Genomic DNA, 13,927 nt, shown 5'->3' with positions numbered 1-13,927 from the left:
TTTTACTTGTTCAATGCCAACTTGGCCAGTGCAAGCGAACCACACAGCCCCGCATTATCACCAAGTCCTGGAGAAACGACATACTGGTCAATGTCGGATTGAAGTGCCGGATGCTGAACATAACCAGCGAGCAATTCCTGCAATTTGCTACGAACCATCGGGAACAGGTGCTCCTGCTTCATCACACCACCGCCCATTACAATTTTCTGCGGAGTGAGAATCAATACATAATTCATCAGGGCATGCGCCAGGTAATGAGCTTCCATCTCCCAGGCCTTGTGATCAGCAGGCAGTTCGTACGCTGGTTGCTCCCAACGTTTGTTGATGGCGGGACCTGCCGCCAGCCCTTCCAGACAGTCTCCATGATACGGACAGAATCCTTCATATGTATCCTCAGGATGTCTGCGCACAATGATATGTCCCATCTCTGGATGTGACAATCCATGAACCATTTTGCCACCTACAACAGCTCCTGCACCAATGCCCGTTCCAACAGTGATATACAGACAGCTCTCCAGTCCCTGTGCAGCGCCCCAAGTCGCTTCCCCGAGTGCAGCTCCATTCACATCCGTATCAAACGTCATCGGTACATCAAAGTGTTCCTTAAGCTTGCCAATCATATTGTACTGACCCCAATGCGGTTTGGGTGTTGTCGTGATGTAGCCATAGGTCGGACTTCCTTCAATGGGATCAATCGGACCAAACGAACCCACACCTAACGCTTCAATTCCTTTACCCTCAAAAAATGCAATCACCTGAGCCATTGTCTCTTCCGGTGTCGTCGTAGGAAAACTTACGCGTTCAAGCACTTCCCCTTTTTCCGTACCGATTCCACATACAAATTTGGTGCCTCCAGCTTCAATTGCGCCTAAAATCGTCATGTTAGTCACACTCCCAAGTCAGTTTAAAATTAAAATGGAATTCCCATCGGTTTTTCTGAACAACCCCTTGGCTTAACCCTGCTGCTCACTTTCAAGCTTGGTCAGACGCTTCAATAAGGTCTGCTTCCAGCTGTCGGAGAGCGTTGGGATGGCCAGTAAAGTACGCATACCCATGGAGTCCTGTTTTCCCTGATGCATAATTCGATTGGCATCCAGAATGGTCAGCGATGCAGGATCGGTGCTGATTCGTCTGAATACCGCAGATGGAGCTACCTCGCCTTCTTGCAGTACCCGAAAATAAAATCCGGTATGTCCACTATCCTGAAAATAAACAGGAAGCTCCTTGTAGTCATACCTTGCACCAAGCTTGAAACAGGGCTGTCTTGGCTGGCTGACCTGTACGGTCGCTTCCCCTAACTCGTACACATCGCCAATTCGGACTTCATCTTCCCTACAGCCTTCAACCGTCAGATTTTCCCCGCAGGCTCCCCAGTCGAGCTTGCGATTCATCAGTTCTTCGAGCGCCGCATAACGACTGTAATCGTATACACAAACCGCCTTATCCGGCCCACCATGATGCTCCAGGTCTGCCTGGGCATCCCCTGTCATTCCGGTAAATGACAGGAAGACCGGGCCAGATACGGGATGTTTCACAATGCCGCTCATCACTTCACGCTTCTGGCCAGGCAATGCCTGGGGTTTGCCCACGTTTACGGCTAATACAGCCGTTTTGCTTTCATCTGGCTTCCGGTTATGTGTGAGTGTCATCTGACCCAACCTCCCATAATAGCTTTCTTTTAACGAACAGAGCCACCAAAAACAAGCGTATTACTTAACAAACGGCCTGGGGACGTAAGCATCTTACCTCCAGCATACATGCCCGAAGATGCACCCCCATCCAGATTCATCGCCTGTTCGGCTCCGAGCTTCTGCATGACCGCTGCCCATTCCTTGATCGTCGCTCCGGAAACAGTAGCCAGCATAACCGAACCATCGGCCATAATGGCAATACCACTTCTTGCGCCGGAGGCATTCAGGATTTTGGTATCCTTGAATCCCTCACTCGCTGGGCTCACGGCAACTTTGCCGTCTTTCACCAGACGCGGCCCTGCTCCCACAGCAGTGACTACATCTCCCCAAGGAATCTCCTTGCCTGCTGCATTGGTGTATTTGTAGTTCATTTCTACGGTTGAACCTACAGTAAAGCGGTCCGAAGAAGATTTCTGATTACCCGTGAAGACCAGCACCGAGCCATTCTTCGGAATGGCTACATTGGTGTTAGGCACTTTCTTCGTGACAATCCCTTTCTCCATCACAACCGCGGTTCCTCCTTTGAACCCAACCGTGGAGCCTCGCTCGGGTGTATACAGCATCGTAATGCTCGCATTTGCAGAAGGGGTTCGATTGATAAAGGTCGCATACCAGCTGCGGGACTTACCTTGCGTGTCTGTTACCTTCCCCGTCAGGCTCACTTGAAGCGAATCCATCATGACTGATCCATCTTCCTTAAATCCAATCGTTGTTCCGTATCTTCCAATATGTATAACCTTGCCATTTGCTATCAACATGCCGTATGGATCAGGTGCTCCGTTATAGGCTTCAAAAAATGCTCCGTTAATAGCCGCTTGTGCGCCATAAGCCTTAACAATTGAAGGTAAAGTTGCGGTCTGACCAACTTGCTTCTTCGCCAATCCTACGGTAACTGGTGTACCCTTTGGAATACTGACCGTCTGCACCGTAAAACTGCGTCCTGCTGCTTTTACGTTCTGTACTTTGGTGCTAATTGCCGCTTTGGCATCCGCTGTCTGTGGAGCACTTACCGCTCCCGAAAAGATTACAGGCAAAGCCAGGACGAGGGCCATAGCCCCTGTCCACCACTTCTTGCCCGTCCGTTTTGTCTGCATACTGCTCACCCTATTGCCACTCCCATCCAAGAGCCCAGGCTCTTCATCTCAAGTTGTTCGAACTTGTCCATCACCATATCCGGATCAAGCCGCAATTCACATACATCCAGTTCACAGGCGACTGGAACAGCACAGTGAATCTCTGCCAGTTTGCGTGACAGATGAAGCATGTCGAGATCATTCTCAATTTTGTTACGTACCGAAGGGGTAAGCTTGTCCATATTGTCCAGAATTCCTTCAATGGAGCCATACTCCTGAACAAGCTTCAGAGCCGTTTTCTCACCAATGCCCCGTACTCCGGGATAATTGTCACTGGCATCACCCATCAGACCCTTCATGTCGATCACTTGACGAGGCGTCAGCTGTTTCTCCGTCATTAGGGATTCAGGCGTGTACACCATATAATTGCCATGACCTTTTTTCATAATAATAATGCTGGTACGGTCATCAATGAGTTGCAGCATATCGTGGTCACCCGTAAGTACCATCACATTCATGTCCGTCTGCTCCGTATAATATTTAGCAAGTGTACCGATGCAATCATCGGCTTCGTATCCTTGAGCGCCAATATTCGGAATGCCCAAACTATCCATCACTTCGCGAATCAGAGCAAATTGGGGAATCAGATCATTCGGAGCTTCCGGACGGTTCCCCTTATAAGCTGCATATTCTTCACCGCGAAACGTCTTGCCTCCCATATCCCAGCAGCATACGACATGACTTGGCCCAAAGGTCTGAACCGCATCCCAGAAATAACGGATAAATCCGTATACTGCATTGGTAGGCACTCCTGCCTTTGTACGTCTGATATATCCGCTTGCAGATGTCGCATAAAACGCACGGAACAACACCGCCATACCGTCTACCAGCAACAAAGTAGGTTCATTACGTTGATTCACTTGAAATTATTCTCTCCTGTCCTGTATATAGCAAATAAAATATCGAACTAATTCTATCATTATAGCATAGTTCCGCCAACCATCGACCAGCCAAAAAAGCCCTGAATTTTGAACATTCAGAGCCTTCTTCAAGCTTGATTCATTTAAATAATCAAAGAAATGGTAAACTGCACCAATTACCTCCGATTTAAGCGTTGTTCCATTCTTTCTCATACGTATCTTCCTTGAATCCGACAGTCACTTTTTCCCCATCCGTAACGATTGGACGCTTGATCAGTCGACCATTGGAAGCCAGCAAACGAATCTGCTCTTCTACGGACAACCCCGGCAGCTTGTCTTTCAATTGCTGCTCCTTGTACACTTCTCCACTCGTATTGAAGAACTTTTTCACTTCAAGTCCGCTCTTCTGAATCAAGTCGGTTAATTCCGTTTCGGTCGGGGGAGTATCAAAAACAGGAATTAACTCCAACTCATGTCCCTGAGCTTCAAGCCATTTTACCGCTTTGCGGCAGGTGCCGCATTTGGCATATTGATATACTTTCAGATTACTCATCGTTACTAGTCCTCCCTAAATTTGCTCCGGTGTCGTGTTGCTCCGGTTTCGCTTTCTCGCTTCCCTTGGTTTGCTTCGCAAATCCAAAAGTCGCTCCAAACCGATACCATCGCAATGTAACTTTAAACCTTCTTTCGAATAAGAAAAATATTCATTCGCCTATATCATTTTAGGATCAAAAACCATAAAACCTTAAAAGCTTGAAACCTTACCTTAAAACCTTAAAAGCTTATAACCTTTAAAACCTATTAGCCTACGGCGTTTTGTTCGGGTACACTTTGCATCCCTCACAAGGGATTAACTAACGTTGATATATAGCAGGGGACCTTGCACTAAGGTACTGCATGCGCAAATCGCAGGCTGCTTGACAGCATTTTAAAACGTTTCTCTTGGAGCTGCCTCAGTATCCAAACGTGCCTCCAGTGCAGCCATATCTGCTGGCAAAGGCGCGTGGAATGTCATTCGTTTCTGTAAAACAGGATGGTCAAACGCCAGCTCACATGCATGTAATGCCTGACGATCAATCCAAGTGTCTCGTTCTTTCCGAATAGCCAGAGTTTGCTCATCGATCTCATGTATGGGAAAAGTCTTGTACATCCGATCGCCAATTAACGGGCAACCGATCGATGTCATGTGTACACGGATCTGATGGGTTCTGCCACTTTCCAACTTCAGATTTACCGCACTAGCGCTACCTTCTGCCCAGCGGGTGACAGTTGTATATAACGTTCTGGCTGCATATCCGTCAGGTGTTACGATTCGACGATGCGGCTCCTCGGGGTCACGATCAATCGGGCCATCTATGGCGCCATCTATATGAGCAGGACAACCATGCACAAAGGCAATATATTGTTTATCCACTGTTCCTGCGATCATCTGTTCAGAGACATGCTGATGAACGTACGGATTTTTCGCAATGGCCAGCACACCAGAGGTTTCCTGATCCAGTCGGTGTATCGGCCGAAACCGGAATCGTTCGCCTTTGGACTTCCAATAATGGACAACCCCATTCGCAAGGGTACCTGTATAGTGTCCATGTGTTGGATGTACAATGATTCCAGAATCCTTGTTCACAATCAGCAAGTGCTCGTCTTCATACAGTATCGAAAAGGGAATCGGTTCAGGCAAAATATCATCCGACTCTTCCTGCTCCATTCGAACTTCAACAACGTCTCCTGCGGATACTTTGACGCTAATATATACACGTTCTCCATTAAGCATAACTCCCTGCTCTGTGAGTTTGATTCTCGACAGAAGCTTGCGCGAAACCTGGAGACGGCGTTGAAGCACAGTCTTCAGCAGCCAGCCATCTTCATGTTCGGTAACTGTGTAGGCAAGCGGTGAATAATAACCGCTCATTCTTTATCTTGGCGGCGGAATACTTTTTTGCTCCGCACATACTCAATGTCCGCCACCTGTTGTCTCGCATTGGCGGTCCGTGCAACAACGAAGAAATAATCCGACAGACGATTCAGGTAACGCCGCACGGAAGGGTTGATATCCGTATGTTGCCCCAATGTTACAGCGCGGCGTTCAGCACGGCGACATACTGTACGGCAGACATGCAAGGTGGACGAGAGTAAACTCCCCCCAGGCAAAATAAACCGTTCCACTCTCGGATTCTCCGCATCATATTGATCAATCCATTGCTCCAGCCGGGTAACCATGTCATCTCGTACTTTATATTTGGTTTCGCTGATTCTCACAAAGGCGAGATCGGACCCGCAATCGAACAATTCCTGCTGAATTTCAAGCAAATGTTCACGCAGATCTTCAAATTCCCCATTCGCTTGATCTATAAAACTGATGGCTTGTCCAACAAAACAGTTCAGCTCATCAATTGTACCGTACGCTTCTACTCGATCATCATCTTTGATAACCCGTCCCCCGATGACCGATGTCTGTCCCTCGTCACCTGTTCGTGTGTATATACCCATTCTAGCCCCTCCTATTGTTAATATCATTCGCATCTTATTTTTCAGAAACCAGTGATAGTTTCACACGTATATATGAATTGGTGTACTCTGCCGAGTATACGACAAATCCTTGCAAACCAAAAGTAGAGGAGACGATTATGCAAAACTGGATAACCGATTTCATGGAACAATACGGCTACATAGGCATTGCACTCATTATTGCTCTGGAAAACGTATTCCCCCCCATCCCCTCCGAAATCATTTTACCTTTTGGCGGCTTCATGACCACCTATACCAGCCTAACCCTTCCCGGTGTTATTGTTGCAGCTACTATTGGTTCTGTCCTTGGTGCTGTCATATTATACGGGATCGGATTACTGATTGACGTCAATCGACTGGAGAAGATTGTTGAACGTTGGGGTCATATTCTGCGGATCAAAAAAGAAGATATTCACCGTGTTGACGCATGGTTTGACAAATATGGAATGTGGACCGTACTATTCTGTCGCATGGTACCGCTTGTTCGAAGCCTAATCTCCATTCCTGCTGGCATGTCCAACATGAAATTTGGCTTATTCCTTCTTTTCACAACCATTGGTACGCTCGCCTGGAATATTATCCTTGTCTCCGTTGGAGCGGCACTCGGTGCATCATGGGAGAGTATCCTGCACTTTATGGACGTATACTCTCTGGTCGTATATATATTACTGGCGATTATTGTTTTTGGCTGTATAATCTGGTGGGTCAGACGAAGTAAAACTCGAAAATAAAGAGATTGTCACATATTACCCTTATAAGATAAAGCCTCCTACCACGATTTTTGTGGTTAGGAGGCTTCTTTAAGCTCGTCCATCCTTTAAACACTACCAATCTTCATATCGCATCTTCTGAGCCTTGAGGTCTACAGCCAAGCCTGAGACCAGTATGTACATCTGTTCCGAATGTTTCTGCAGCGCACGATTAACCGATGCCATTCTTGCTGCAAAGATTCGTTCTTCCTCAGAAGGATACAGAGAACCATGCATTTCATTCGTGATAACCAATAACTTACCCTGATAAGACAACAGAGCGTCCAGCAATAACTGTGTCTCAAGACGCTGATGATCTAGGTCATCACTTGCCCTGAAACCTGCCGCCATCCACGCTGTCAGACTATCTACAATGACAATGCGTTTATCTGCCAGGAAGAGATTGGATTCCCGATTGATCTGGTGAAGCACCTCCGTCAGGTGCTGGCCGTTCCCAGCCTGAATGGCACGATAATGAGCGGATGGTAATTCGGGAATCACGGGATCATGATCACCAGTGGATAAATAGATGCCCTCCCGGCTGATCCGGGCTGCGTAACCAAGCGCAAATCGGGTTTTACCACTGCCTATGCCGCCTGTGACCGTAATCAGCAATCCGCTCCCCTCCTTCAGTAACCCGACTATGGTGCATTTATTCTGTCAGCGCCTTCAGCACTTTCTTGGATTCTTCGACATTGGCGGCTGACACCGGAATGGTAGCAAACAGATTTTGGGCGGCATAATCTACATCCTTGAACATTTGCATGTCTTCCAGCGGAATGCCATAGAGATGTGATTCTTTTTTGATATCTGAACCTTCATCTCCCTCACCTTTCTCAACCAGTACCCCACCGTCAAACACGCCACGTTCATACTTCTTCGGATCAAACGTGTCATCCAGCGGAACATTGGATCCATTGCTTCCGTATTGCTTCATATCCGTCTCAGGCAAAATAAAAATGTCATGCCCTCCTGCCGCATACTCGACCATAATTTTCTGAACATCATACATCGCACTGGTGATAACCTCTACTTTAGGCGCCTCGCCCAACTTCTGCTGCAAATTAGCTTGCAACTGTTCCGAGATCACAGATGGATTTCCTTGGTTGTCAATAATAAAAATGGTAAAACCATCCTTACCGCCACAGCCTGCGAGCAAAATAATCATAGAAATGATTGCGGTAAGCCCCCAAAATCTCTTCATTCCAGTTCCCCCTTTAATCTCCTATGTACAATATATCACAATTGTTCCACGCAAAAAAATAACCCTGGATTAAGGAAATTCCACTGATCAAAAAAAAAAGACCCCTCAGGGTCTTCTTCCAGTCAGTAAGCGTAACGTTTCGATATAACGGAAAACATCATTTCCCTTTAATTGGATTAGCTTTCATGTATTCATTAATCTTCAAATCCAGCAAACTGCTGATTTCAATTACAATATCGGATGTAAATGATTTCTCTTCAAGAAATATCTGTTCCATCTTGCGGCGTAGCATATGGATCTCATCTTCCAAGGAAACGTTATGCAAAGATGCGTGATCCGGTTTCACCGACCATCGGTCGCCATGATCGCCTTCTGCCAAATAATGCCCACGATTAGTCGGTAAATCATATTCAACACAAAACAAAGCCAACCCCTCCTTGGAAAAATTAGTTTCCAAATACAAGAAAAACTTATTTCAAATTGAAATTATATCACAATATTTTGTAAAAGAAAGTTATTTTTTTCTAATTTGAAGAACGTTCACATCTTTTCAAGCTTGCACTTCCTATTAACCCTCTTTTTGCAATTTGTAAACAAAGCTTCCGATTCGTTCCAAAGCCTCATTCAGCTGGGTCACAGATGTCGCATAAGAACAGCGAAGAAAGCCTTCACCTTGGGGACCAAATACATTACCAGGCACGGCAGCCACTTTATTTTCCGTTAACAAGCGTTCAGCAAACAGATCGGAACTCAGCCCTGTCTTCTGAATACTCGGAAATGCATAAAATGCGCCCTGCGGTTCATGACAGTCCAATCCAATATCCCGAAAACCCTGCACAATCAGACGTCTGCGCTGGTTGTAGGATTCGACCATTCTGTCCTTCTCACCCAAACCATTCGTCAATGCTTCAAGTGCTGCCACCTGTCCCATGGCAGGTGCACACATCACGGTATACTGATGAATCTTGAGCATGGCTGCAATCAGTTCGGGATGTCCGCACATATACCCGATCCGCCAGCCGGTCATTGCAAAAGCCTTGGAAAACCCGCTGACCAAAATAGTCCGTTCCTTCATATCCGGAATCGAAGCAAAGCTAACATGCTTTTGCGTATACGTTAACTCCGCATAAATCTCATCCGCAATGACGATCAGGTCATGTTTTTTGATTACTTCCGCAATAGGCAGCCATTCTTCATAGGTCATGATGGCACCTGTCGGATTACTTGGATAACAAAGAATAACGACCTTGGACTTCGGCGTAATCCCTGCTTCCAGCGCTTCGGCAGTCAGTTTAAACTGATCCTTCGCATAGGTTTCTACACCAACCGGTATACCTCCACCAATCGAAGCGATTGGTGAATAAGCTACATACGAAGGCTCCGGAATCAAAATTTCGTCTCCAGGTACGATTAATGCACGCAAGGCTAGATCAATGGCCTCACTGCCACCAACGGTAACAATAATCTCATCTTTGGGATCATATTTGGTATCAAACTGCGTGTCCAGATAATCACTAATGGCTTCCCTTAGTTTCGGCATTCCGGCATTGGATGTGTAACTGGTCATGCCTCTTTCGAGTGAGTATACACACGCTTCACGCATATGCCATGGGGTTACAAAGTCCGGTTCACCTACACCCAGTGTGATGATGTCCTTGTTGTCACCGACCAGATCAAAAAACTTGCGTATGCCAGATGGCGGTATCTGTTGAACCAAAGGAGCCAGATACGAAGTCATTTTCTTGTTGTTTCCTGTTGTCTGTTCATTCACTATCATGACGCATCTTCCTTTACGGCGAGATCATGAGACGGTTGTCTTCCTGATGGTCCTCAAAGATAATCCCGTCCTGCTTATATTTTTTAAGAATAAAATTCGTTTTGGTTGAGAGCACAGAGTCAATCGGAGACAATTTCTCCGATACAAAATTAGCGACTTCACGCAGATTGCCACCTTCTACTTCGACGAGCAAATCATATGCGCCTGACATGAGATATACCGATTTCACTTGCGGATACAGATAGATACGTTCAGCAATTCCTTCAAACCCACGACCACGCTCTGGCGTTATTTGTACTTCAATCAAGGCCGTTACTTTCTCATCATCGATCTTGCTCCAGTTCACGACGGTTGCGTATTTCACAATAACGTGATCCTGTTCAAGCTGTGCCACAGCATTCTTGATCTTATCTTCCGACTCCCCCAGCAGCGTCGACAGCAGTGCGGGAGTCCTTCTCGCGTCTTCCTTCAACAAATCCAGAACTTTTAATTGCAGATCGTTCAAATCCTTCATGTCTTTCCCTCCAGCGTCATCCAGGTTCCTGAAAATGAATTAATACTTATATTACATGAATTCAACGATCATGCAAAGACAAAAACCGCTCGCCCTGAATTCGGGCAAGCGGTGGTATGGTCTGTAACAGTCGCCTGCTTCAAACCATAATTACAAAGGCTACATGTAATAAGGGTTACCGTAATTCGCTTGATGCTGTGGCACATTGGGGGCCTGACTGTAGGGACTGGACTGCGTATTCTTTTCCTGAATGAATTGCTGGCATTTCTGTTGAGTCTGTTGAGCAGATTGAATCTGCTTGTCCACATCCTGTCTTAGCGCCTTTGATCCTGCCGAATACATATTGTTCTGCTGCATCACACTGAACAACTCACCTTGCAGACGAAGCGTATCATTGGTCAAATCTGTGAACATCCGGCGTATATTCGGACAGGAAGATTCAGTTGTGGCTGTCGTATACTCACGCGCCGTTCGTCTTAAATCTGCAAGAATCGACTTTAATAAATCCTGCTCCTGCATAAAAGATCCGTTAGTTGATAAAGATTGAGAATACACACGGTTCCCTCCAATACGTTAGTTTAAGCTTCAATTACTGTGATTGTGTCGGTGCAATAGATTGATGCTGCTGCAGAGCGTTAACAAGTGTGTTGAGGTGCTGTTCATGAGAACGAGCGTAATGATTCAGTGCCTGTTGGATCTGCGGGTTATGTGTGATGGAAGCTGTTGCTGCACACTGCTTGATTAGCAGTTCTTCATTGGAAATTGAATCCGCTATATAGTTCAATTCTTTCGGACTCAGCGCTTGCATTTGATTGTTCTGCATGTGCTTTTTATCCTCCTTAATCAAAAGTTTATGCGAATTTATTGTAACCTTGTCCTGTAAAAGTATACTCATCAATTCCATTCCAACCGAGGTGAATCCTATGGAACTTATTAATGGCAATCCATTCTGGCCAACCACATTACAATCGAATTCGAGTTATCCCGTTCTCGAAACAAATCTCTCCTGTGATACCTTGATTATCGGAGGGGGTATGGGTGGAGCGCTCTCCGCCAAACTCTTGACAGAGAGAGGAATAAACACGATTGTCATTGACAAAAGAAAAGTAGGAACTGGGAGCAGCTTGGCTAACGCGGGATTGCTTCAGTATACCAATGACAAAACACTTACCTCATGCATTAATACTTTTGGTGAACAACAAGGGGTGAGATTTTATGAATTGTGCCGCTATGCGATGTTGCAGTTAACGGAAATCGTGTCCAAACTTGAGATAGATCCATGTTTTGTCCCTCGCACGAGTCTATATTGTGCCAGCACAGAAGACGATGTGATCAAGCTGGAAGAGGAATACAATACCCTAAGACGATATGGATTCGACGTAGAGCTGTGGAATCGGCAGAAGATTGAGAGTCATTTCCCATTTAGCCGTGCAGCAGCTTTATATACATACGGGGATGCTGAAGTCAATCCTTACCGATTGGTCCATTCTCTTCTTCATTCGTCTGTACAAAAGGGCGCTCGCATATTCGAACAGACTGAAATGACACACTGTGACTTTATGGAAGATGGCGTAGTCTGTTATACCTCCACTGGTACTATCAGAGCTAATAAAGTAATTTTCTCCGTAGGTTATGAAACGCAGGAAATCAAAAATGACCGCGGCGCCTATCTACAGAGTACTTATGCAATTGCGACCAAACCAGTGAAGGATCTAAGCAGTTGGTACGAGCAAAGCTTGATTTGGGAAACGTCTCGTCCTTATCTATACATGAGGACAACGCCGGATGGCAGGATTATTGCCGGAGGTCTTGATGAAGAAACCCCTCGTGAAGACCAGCGAGCTATTCGAGCCCTGAACAGAGGACAAGCTCTGTTGAAGAAAGTAGCGGAGTATTTTCCACTGTCAAATCTCGAAATTGATTATGCTTGGGAAGCAACTTTTGGTGATACACATGACGGTCTTCCGTATATTGGGCCACATCCGAAATACCCGCATTCCTACTTCCTGGAGGGATATGGTGGTAATGGTACCGTATACAGCATGATTGCTGCTTCCCTTCTGACAAACGCTATAGCAGGTAACGAGAGTAAGGATCTGGAACTTTTCTCCTTAACCAGAACGAGTAAACCCTCTCCTGTCTGAAACCAAAAATACGGTTCCAAATAAAGGGTACAATACAGAAATTCCACTTCTGCACTGTACCCTTTTTATCATGGCTCAGACCGTTTTGCATGCTGTGTTTGCACAAGTATTTTGCGCATGAAAATCCAACCGATTAGCGGGAAAGATCCCAAAGACACTATAAGCCAAGTTAACGTTTGTAATGAAGGACCATTCATGACTGTGATGATAAATAAAGCAAGGCCCAGTAAACGACCAACCATCAAACACAGCTCCCTTAATACGACAAGTTCGACTCTTTTCTCCACATTTTCACCACTTGTCCCCATCAAGTCGAATCCTGCGGATATCATGGGCAGCATATACAATGGCATCGACAAAGCAGACCCGATTCCCATAATTAAAAGCGTACCGTAACTGACTTTCCATAACAGTGGAATCAATACCACGAATAACAATAATGCTCCAATAAACATCCCTTTGGATCTATATTGTGGCTGAAACCATTTGCCTGCTGCCCAGTAGCTCACCAGTGCTACCGCTGAAGTGATCAAAGAAAACTGACCAAGCTTATACTCCTGCTCTGTAGCAACATAGACGAGCAGGGCGATCAGAAAGGCAAAGACTCCTTCACGTGCACCTTGTGCACACAGTCCCACACCTACGGGCCTCCAAGCACTATCCTTCGCCGCTAACTGTCGCCATGGTTCGGACCATCGGTAGGTGCCACTGACCTTTCTCTTTTTCAGAAAAAAGCTGAACACCACAGCAATCACATAGATCACCAGCGACACTGTAAAGATAAGGCGATACCCTGAGTTATCTGCCATACGGGAAATAACAAAACCAGAGAACCATGGGCCAATAATGCCTGTCATGGAACCCAAGAGGCCCACCCAACCATTGAACAAGTCCCTGTTCTCCCGATCCGTCACTTCAAAGTACACGACGTTGAACGCTATCCAGAACAATCCAAGCGCACATCCGAGCAAAATTCCCAGGGGCCAAATCCAGTCAACTGCTTTGGGCCCTGCCCATAACACAAGCATGTAAAATATGCCCGACAAGGCGGTTCCCAAGCGTAACGCGCTCATTTTATTATGTTCCTTGACCCATTTTCCCGCGAGCCAAAAGGTGAGCCCCAGTGCAAGTTGCTGGCTTACCGTAAACCACCCAAGCATGGCATAATCCGGACGGCTTTTCCACAGATATACATTCAGAAACGTCCCTGACAAAGCTCCAGCTAACACAAACAATCCATTCACGCCTAGTAGCAGAATGGATTGTCGGCCTAGAGAAATCTTCATCTGCTCTCCCTCCTATTTCCACATGAAGCTAGTACTTCACAGGCAGGTCTCAGGGTTAACG

At 46.1% G+C, this 13,927-nt stretch carries 17 protein-coding genes; 2 read left to right on the top strand and 15 right to left on the bottom strand.

Going from position 1 to position 13,927, the window contains the following annotated elements; genetic code table 11:
• Positions 1-2 precede the first annotated feature (2 nt).
• From JNUCC31_RS24290 to JNUCC31_RS24260, 7 genes are all read right to left on the bottom strand, one after another.
• Complete coding sequence (locus JNUCC31_RS24290; protein WP_192265511.1) at positions 3-881, bottom strand: ROK family protein; 879 nt, start codon at positions 879-881, stop codon at positions 3-5.
• Between the two features lie 72 nt (positions 882-953).
• Positions 954-1,649 carry an MOSC domain-containing protein gene (locus JNUCC31_RS24285; protein WP_192265509.1) on the bottom strand — a complete coding sequence of 232 codons (696 nt, stop codon included), beginning with the start codon at positions 1,647-1,649 and terminating at the stop codon, positions 954-956.
• 29 nt (positions 1,650-1,678) lie between these two features.
• The gene (locus tag JNUCC31_RS24280) at positions 1,679-2,785 is read right to left on the bottom strand and encodes a phosphodiester glycosidase family protein (RefSeq protein ID WP_323374398.1); all 1,107 of its coding nucleotides are present in this window, start codon (positions 2,783-2,785) and stop codon (positions 1,679-1,681) included.
• A 5-nt stretch (positions 2,786-2,790) separates the two neighbouring features.
• Complete coding sequence (locus JNUCC31_RS24275; RefSeq protein WP_192265505.1) at positions 2,791-3,684, bottom strand: 5'-3' exonuclease; 894 nt, start codon at positions 3,682-3,684, stop codon at positions 2,791-2,793.
• 187 nt (positions 3,685-3,871) lie between these two features.
• Positions 3,872-4,237 carry an arsenate reductase family protein gene (locus tag JNUCC31_RS24270; RefSeq protein ID WP_192265503.1) on the bottom strand — a complete coding sequence of 122 codons (366 nt, stop codon included), beginning with the start codon at positions 4,235-4,237 and terminating at the stop codon, positions 3,872-3,874.
• A 375-nt stretch (positions 4,238-4,612) separates the two neighbouring features.
• Positions 4,613-5,596 (bottom strand): RluA family pseudouridine synthase, encoded by a 984-nt coding sequence (locus tag JNUCC31_RS24265; protein ID WP_192265501.1) that lies wholly within the window; start codon positions 5,594-5,596, stop codon positions 4,613-4,615.
• Positions 5,593-6,174: a cob(I)yrinic acid a,c-diamide adenosyltransferase gene (locus JNUCC31_RS24260; protein ID WP_192265499.1), complete on the bottom strand. Its 582-nt coding sequence runs from the start codon at positions 6,172-6,174 to the stop codon at positions 5,593-5,595. Before JNUCC31_RS24260 ends, JNUCC31_RS24265 begins: the two co-directional genes overlap by 4 nt.
• 137 nt (positions 6,175-6,311) lie before the next feature.
• Here JNUCC31_RS24260 and JNUCC31_RS24255 point away from each other — a divergent pair, with 137 nt between their 5' ends.
• Entirely contained in the window at positions 6,312-6,923 is a 612-nt protein-coding gene (locus tag JNUCC31_RS24255) for a DedA family protein (protein WP_192265497.1), read from the top strand.
• A 93-nt stretch (positions 6,924-7,016) separates the two neighbouring features.
• On the opposite strand, the gene JNUCC31_RS24250 is transcribed toward JNUCC31_RS24255, so the two are convergent.
• The 7 genes from JNUCC31_RS24250 to JNUCC31_RS24220 all read right to left on the bottom strand — a co-directional run bounded on the left by JNUCC31_RS24250 (position 7,017) and on the right by JNUCC31_RS24220 (position 11,259).
• Complete coding sequence (locus JNUCC31_RS24250; protein ID WP_192265494.1) at positions 7,017-7,556, bottom strand: bifunctional adenosylcobinamide kinase/adenosylcobinamide-phosphate guanylyltransferase; 540 nt, start codon at positions 7,554-7,556, stop codon at positions 7,017-7,019.
• A gap of 37 nt (positions 7,557-7,593) precedes the next feature.
• Positions 7,594-8,145, bottom strand: coding sequence for a type 2 periplasmic-binding domain-containing protein (locus JNUCC31_RS24245; protein WP_192265492.1), 552 nt, complete (start codon positions 8,143-8,145; stop codon positions 7,594-7,596).
• A 157-nt stretch (positions 8,146-8,302) separates the two neighbouring features.
• Positions 8,303-8,524, bottom strand: a complete 222-nt coding sequence (locus tag JNUCC31_RS24240) for an aspartyl-phosphate phosphatase Spo0E family protein (RefSeq protein WP_323374397.1) — start codon at positions 8,522-8,524, stop codon at positions 8,303-8,305.
• Between the two features lie 189 nt (positions 8,525-8,713).
• Positions 8,714-9,922: an aminotransferase class I/II-fold pyridoxal phosphate-dependent enzyme gene (locus tag JNUCC31_RS24235; RefSeq protein ID WP_192265490.1), complete on the bottom strand. Its 1,209-nt coding sequence runs from the start codon at positions 9,920-9,922 to the stop codon at positions 8,714-8,716.
• A 13-nt stretch (positions 9,923-9,935) separates the two neighbouring features.
• A complete protein-coding gene (locus JNUCC31_RS24230) occupies positions 9,936-10,436 on the bottom strand; it encodes an Lrp/AsnC family transcriptional regulator (RefSeq protein WP_024628343.1) in 501 nt (166 codons plus the stop codon).
• A 159-nt stretch (positions 10,437-10,595) separates the two neighbouring features.
• Complete coding sequence (locus JNUCC31_RS24225; RefSeq protein ID WP_192265488.1) at positions 10,596-10,991, bottom strand: spore coat protein; 396 nt, start codon at positions 10,989-10,991, stop codon at positions 10,596-10,598.
• A gap of 34 nt (positions 10,992-11,025) precedes the next feature.
• Positions 11,026-11,259, bottom strand: a complete 234-nt coding sequence (locus tag JNUCC31_RS24220) for a hypothetical protein (protein ID WP_192265486.1) — start codon at positions 11,257-11,259, stop codon at positions 11,026-11,028.
• A gap of 100 nt (positions 11,260-11,359) precedes the next feature.
• Between JNUCC31_RS24220 and JNUCC31_RS24215 the strand changes: the two genes are divergently transcribed.
• Positions 11,360-12,580 carry an NAD(P)/FAD-dependent oxidoreductase gene (locus tag JNUCC31_RS24215; protein ID WP_192265484.1) on the top strand — a complete coding sequence of 407 codons (1,221 nt, stop codon included), beginning with the start codon at positions 11,360-11,362 and terminating at the stop codon, positions 12,578-12,580.
• A gap of 68 nt (positions 12,581-12,648) precedes the next feature.
• On the opposite strand, the gene JNUCC31_RS24210 is transcribed toward JNUCC31_RS24215, so the two are convergent.
• Positions 12,649-13,866 carry an MFS transporter gene (locus JNUCC31_RS24210; RefSeq protein WP_192265483.1) on the bottom strand — a complete coding sequence of 406 codons (1,218 nt, stop codon included), beginning with the start codon at positions 13,864-13,866 and terminating at the stop codon, positions 12,649-12,651.
• Positions 13,867-13,927: the final 61 nt, after the last annotated feature.

Source organism: Paenibacillus sp. JNUCC-31, assembly GCF_014844075.1.
Classification (GTDB): domain Bacteria; phylum Bacillota; class Bacilli; order Paenibacillales; family Paenibacillaceae; genus Paenibacillus.
The sequence above is the reverse complement of the archived record's forward strand: the minus strand, read 5'-3'. Positions and strand labels throughout refer to the sequence as shown.